The sequence below is a fragment of the Nostoc cf. edaphicum LEGE 07299 genome, assembly GCF_015207245.1.
Lineage (GTDB): Bacteria > Cyanobacteriota > Cyanobacteriia > Cyanobacteriales > Nostocaceae > Nostoc > Nostoc edaphicum_B.
Window position 1 is genome coordinate 1 of sequence record NZ_JADEXF010000378.1, and the last position, 4,939, is coordinate 4,939.

General features: G+C 41.8%; 6 protein-coding genes. 4 read left to right on the forward strand and 2 right to left on the reverse strand.

What is annotated here, in order from left to right; genetic code table 11:
- The 3 genes from IQ229_RS12955 to IQ229_RS12960 form a co-directional block, all read left to right on the forward strand.
- A partial coding sequence (locus tag IQ229_RS12955; protein WP_194044265.1) for a DUF3598 family protein occupies nucleotides 1-760 on the forward strand: 760 nt, incomplete at its 5' end.
- A gap of 251 nt (nucleotides 761-1,011) precedes the next feature.
- Nucleotides 1,012-1,146 (forward strand): hypothetical protein, encoded by a 135-nt coding sequence (locus IQ229_RS24525; protein ID WP_265582977.1) that lies wholly within the window; start codon nucleotides 1,012-1,014, stop codon nucleotides 1,144-1,146.
- A gap of 45 nt (nucleotides 1,147-1,191) precedes the next feature.
- Nucleotides 1,192-2,496: an FAD-dependent oxidoreductase gene (locus tag IQ229_RS12960; protein ID WP_228013432.1), complete on the forward strand. Its 1,305-nt coding sequence runs from the start codon at nucleotides 1,192-1,194 to the stop codon at nucleotides 2,494-2,496.
- Nucleotides 2,497-2,780: 284 nt separating this feature from the next.
- On the opposite strand, the gene IQ229_RS12965 is transcribed toward IQ229_RS12960, so the two are convergent.
- Nucleotides 2,781-3,518, reverse strand: coding sequence for an SDR family oxidoreductase (locus tag IQ229_RS12965; protein WP_194044269.1), 738 nt, complete (start codon nucleotides 3,516-3,518; stop codon nucleotides 2,781-2,783).
- A 71-nt stretch (nucleotides 3,519-3,589) separates the two neighbouring features.
- Nucleotides 3,590-3,721 carry a hypothetical protein gene (locus tag IQ229_RS24530; RefSeq protein WP_265582978.1) on the reverse strand — a complete coding sequence of 44 codons (132 nt, stop codon included), beginning with the start codon at nucleotides 3,719-3,721 and terminating at the stop codon, nucleotides 3,590-3,592.
- Between the two features lie 406 nt (nucleotides 3,722-4,127).
- On the opposite strand from IQ229_RS24530, the gene IQ229_RS12970 reads away from it, so the two are divergent.
- The gene (locus IQ229_RS12970) at nucleotides 4,128-4,727 is read left to right on the forward strand and encodes a Uma2 family endonuclease (protein WP_194044271.1); all 600 of its coding nucleotides are present in this window, start codon (nucleotides 4,128-4,130) and stop codon (nucleotides 4,725-4,727) included.
- Nucleotides 4,728-4,939: the final 212 nt, after the last annotated feature.

Here is a 4,939-nt window from a genome sequence, read left to right on the forward strand (position 1 = left end):
TTATTGTACTCACCATTTGCTCAATTGGCATGGAATTTGGACGCGATATACACCAGTTCGTGATGTCAAAGAATCGTTTCAGAGTCTGAGAAGTTTCAAAAGCAATCCAGAAAAAACTAAAATCATTCATACCAATACTTATATTTATGCAAATGGCGAAACTAAGCAAGAGAGTTGGGAATTTAGTTTTCTGTCAAATAGCTTAGATAATGGACTTTTTCACCCATCACGCGAGACGATGCGAGGATATTTTTTTGCTTTGGGTCATGCTACTTGGGCAACAGTGAAGTTAAAACCCAACTCATATTTTGGGATAGAATTATTCTTTCGATATGAAGATTTACGGCATAGTGTAGGTATTGTTTACGACGAGAGCGGAAATTTATTTCATACAGCAAATATTCGTGAAGACTGTAATGGATTACCTAGTAAATACTGGTCAACTGAATTAAATCAATTACTAGAACGGGACTTTAGTGGGAATTGGCAAGGGACATCTATGACTATTACTCCCAATCTGAAGATTTCAAAACCAATAGTAACTCAATTTAATTGGTATAAATCCGGGCATAAATATTACTATTTACCTGATGGTGTTTTTATTAATTGTCCTAGTTCAATCAGTATAGACACTCCTTTTTCTCTAATCGCCAATTGGCTGATTAATAATTACGAAATGTATCAACTAATTGCTAATTATGATGAATTGGGAGTCTTCTCCTCACTGACGTTAGAAACATTTTTGATATCCAATATTTAAGAGGTTGTTTGAAAAGTGCTTTACTATGACTTTCTTTGTAGCGCGGTCAAATATGCGACCTGAGCGTATGCAGAAACTCATGCGTTGCGGTGAATTCGGGGCAGAATCCGGGTTTTGGATTCTTGCAGGAATGCTGGGATGATCCGGCGCTGGTGATAGCGATCAAGAAACTACTGGCGAAGTATACGCAGTGGGGAATTGCGATTGTGGATGGGGTGTTGCTTGATTGCAATGGCTAGCGATTACTATTCATGTTGCGGTTTCATGCGATCGCTAATCAAATACTTGCATATTCCAGCACTCGTTCCCACTCCCAACGCCACGCCGTCTCAACTAACATTTCCTTGCCGTTGATGAATTGGATGAATTCTTGCCCATTCTCATAAAGTTAGTACAATTAAATGGGACTGAAATTCTCACTAACAATTACGATGCGAATTAATCGTTTAATCTGTGAACCTTCAATCCGTATTGGTATCGTTGGTGCTGGATGCGCTGGTTTAACGGCTGCTGAAGAATTGCGCGATCTTGGATATAAAAATATCACCATCATTGATGCCAAGAATCGCGTAGGTGGTAAAACATATTCAATTAGATACGCAGACGCAAGTCTTCAAGCCCGTGGTATTTACGAGGGTGGAACTGTTTGGATCTTACCTAGCCCCTTGTACAAAAAATACAGAAAAAGGTATGGGATTTCTCCATCGGTTCATGTGATGCCACGAGTGCAAGTATTTGACTTAGCTACAAGCAAAGTTACTAGCCCGTTTTTAGTGGAGTCCAAATATTCTTTATTCAGCCGACTCTGGCAGTTGAGGACATTTTTCCAAGAATTAGACAAGTATACTCGGTATTCAGATCCAGGCTATATTAATCCTGTTTACCGAGGAATGAATGAATCCTCACCTCAATGGTTTAACAAACAGGGTTTGGATTTTATTCGAGATGCTTTAATGCCGATTGCGAATGCGGCACAATTTGGATATCTGGAACAAGAAGCTTCTACTGCTTATGTGATTCGGCTACTGGCATTATTGAACCGTTGCAATTTCTTGAAAAAATTGGTTCTGAATATGCCTCAATTGCAAGAAGGGAATCAAGAATTATGGAATCGTTTAGCAGCAACTCATCACTTGTGTCTAGGACAAACTATTGAACGTGTTTCTCGTGGTCAAACAATTGTGGTTGAAACTGCCTCAAATCAATGGGAATTTGAGCGTTTAATTTGGACTGCTCCTGTAGATGAATTTCTTGGCGTAGCAGATGTTTCCCCTGAAGAAGCAGATATTTTTTCTAGGGTACGTACAATTAAAAGAGCAGTTATTACTTGTAAAGTAGAGGGTTTACCTACAAACATATTCTACGTCATTAGAAATACTTTAAATCAGCCTTTACCAACTAGTTATCCATTAGCTATCTATGAGGTTGATCCAGGCAGTAAAATCTACAACTTTTATCCATTCATGGATGAAACGACAACTTTTGAAGAGTTGGAAAGCAACATAGCCGATTGTGTCAAAAAGCTTGGAGGGACTCAACTGACACCTTTGGGGCAACCCCTAATTTGGAAGTGGTTCTCTCATTTTTCAGCCGAAGACCTCAAGGATGGTATTTATCAACGATTAGAAATCTTGCAAGGTAATCAAAACACCTACTTTGCTAATGAAATGACTGCTGGGGTGAGCGTACCTTATGGTATGGAATATGCGGCTTATTTAGTGGAACGCTTCTTTTGAGAGTTGACATACTTCCTGCAATTGAATTGAGAAAGTGGCGCAAAAGTTGCGGCAAATTCGGGGCAGAATCCGGGGTTTGATTTCTTGCAGGAGTGTTGGGATGATCCCGCGAAAGCAGATTGTGATCAAGAGATTGCTGGTGAAGTATCCGCAGTGGGGGGTTGCAATTGTTGATGGGGTGTTGGTGAATCAGCAGGAGTAGTGAATCTGTTCAATCAAGAAGAGTTTGGGCTTGCTGTTTAATACCCAAATCCCCTTGTCTAGAGCGTTACCCTGGAATGTAGTTAACTTGATGACACCTCAATGACATTTTGGGCAAAGCTCTTATAAGCATCACCCATTTGTTTAGCCACCGAGTCAGGAAAGACGTGAAAATCCCCAGCTTTGAGAGCTTTTATTATCCCGTCTGCCACAAGTGCAGGTGGCTGTGCAATCTCAGTCAGTCCTGCCGCATCGCTCATATCCGTGGCAATCGGGCCAGGGTGAACACTTAGCACCAGCGTGCCCTGCTCACTCAATAGTTCTCGTAATACCTGGGTGATTGAATAGGCCGCAGCTTTTGAGGCACAGTAAGTGCCAGAGTCGGGGAAACCCTTGAGCGAAGCAACAGAATTGATTTGAGCAAAGACACCACCTCCATTGGCTTTGAGTACCGGGGCAAACGCCTGAGCCATGTAGATCAATCCATATACATTGATGTTCATCTGAAATTCGAGAGCGGCGATCGCATTCTCAGCTAAGGGAGTTCCTGCTTGAAAAACTCCTGCATTATTGATAACCACTTGCACATCTGGGGCAGTTTGAGCAGCAGCAACAATAGATTGGGGATCGCCTAAATCAACCTGAATTGGTACTACCCGTAAGCCGTATTGTTCAACCAATGAGGAGATACTGTTGAGCTGACGAACAGCCGCGTAGACTTTGGTGGCTCCGTGTTCAACAAAGGACTCAACTATCGCCTTGCCGATGCCGCGATTTGCGCCCGTAACCAAAATGGTTTTGTCTTTGATGTCGTAGTTCATTGGGATTTCTTCTTATGGTTTTCCATGATCTGAAAACCTTGGACAATCGCTCTAAGTTAGGGCAAAGAAATTTAGCTGCTCTCTTGAAGAAAGACTGCGGCTTCCACCGCTTCTTCTAGCATGGTATCATCATGCGAATCTAGCAACACCAATTTTTTAGCCGCCTTTGAAGTTTGTGCTTTTGGACACCTCTTTCCAAGCATTTAAAGTTGTTGTTAGGGACTGAATATTAGTCCGTGTCCGTTGCAGTGCCTCTTGCACTAGGGCGTGTTTTAAAACTATAGCCAAAGTAATGATAGAAGCCAGGGTCAGTATTGCAAGGTAGTTATCAGCTTTTTTCTCATCCCGTGTAGTAATCCGACGAAATTGCTTTAAACGGTTGAAACATCGTTTGGAATGATGATCCCGCGAAAGCAGATTGCGATCAAGAAGTTGCTGGCGAAGTTTCCGCAGTGGAGGGTAGCTTGCGTGGATGGAGTGTTGGTTGTTTGGGAGTAGTGATTATTTCCGGCGGACGGATACGCTATGGCGCAAGTCGTGATGAAATTGGCAATTCTTCCCTCCGTTGCTGATAATAGTTTTAGAGCTAATTATTCAAGAGGTTTGATTGTGCTTTTTGCTCAAACCAGTCCCCCAGATGTAATAACAACTCGCCTTACCTTAGACGAGTATCGGGCTATGGAACAAACCAGTCCAGAACGCCATGAATACCGCAACGGAGAGATTATTACTATGTCGGGAGGATCGGTTACTCATAGCGCGATCGCCAGCAACTTCTTAATTTACTTAGGGTTTTTACTGAGAGACACGGATTTTCGTTTGTATAACAGCGACTTGCGAGTTTGGATTCCTGAATATCAATGTGGTACTTATACTGATTTGATGGTTATTAATGGTGAACCAGAGTTCAATGGCAATCGTAATGATGAAATTCTGAATCCAATGCTTATTGTCGAAGTTTTATCACCCTCTACTGAAGCTTATGATCGCGGGGATAAATTCAGAAAATATCGCTCTATTGCCAGCTTTTGTGAATATCTGCTTGTAAGCCAAACTGAACCCTACATTGAGCAATATCACAACTTGGATCGTAACAGTAACGATCGCTGGCTATGGCAAGTTCACTCTAACCTTGAGCGGACGATTATGCTGCACAGTTTAAACGTAGAAATTCCCCTGACTGAAATCTATCGTCGCATTAATTTTTAGACATCTATCTTCTTAATTTCAGAGCGTAAACTCGTCACCAAAAGAAGCACTCCCAAGAAAGCTAGAAAAAGTAAACAGCATCCAACCGAAACAAATATGTTTTTGGGTTTGCCAATCGTATCATATCTTCTATCGTCGGGATTGTGTTAGCTTCAACGATTTCTAATCCCCAATAGCCCAATGCACTGATGCCAAACAACATAGCGCTGACG

What these genes read in the sequence shown, in the direction of transcription:
- IQ229_RS24530 (WP_265582978.1), bottom strand. Translation starts at nt 3,721, where the DNA reads ATGCTTGGAAAGAGGTGTCCAAAAGCACAAACTTCAAAGGCGGCTAAA.
- IQ229_RS24525 (WP_265582977.1), top strand. Translation starts at nt 1,012, where the DNA reads ATGTTGCGGTTTCATGCGATCGCTAATCAAATACTTGCATATTCCAGC.
- IQ229_RS12960 (WP_228013432.1), top strand. Translation starts at nt 1,192, where the DNA reads ATGCGAATTAATCGTTTAATCTGTGAACCTTCAATCCGTATTGGTATC.
- IQ229_RS12965 (WP_194044269.1), bottom strand. Translation starts at nt 3,518, where the DNA reads ATGAACTACGACATCAAAGACAAAACCATTTTGGTTACGGGCGCAAAT.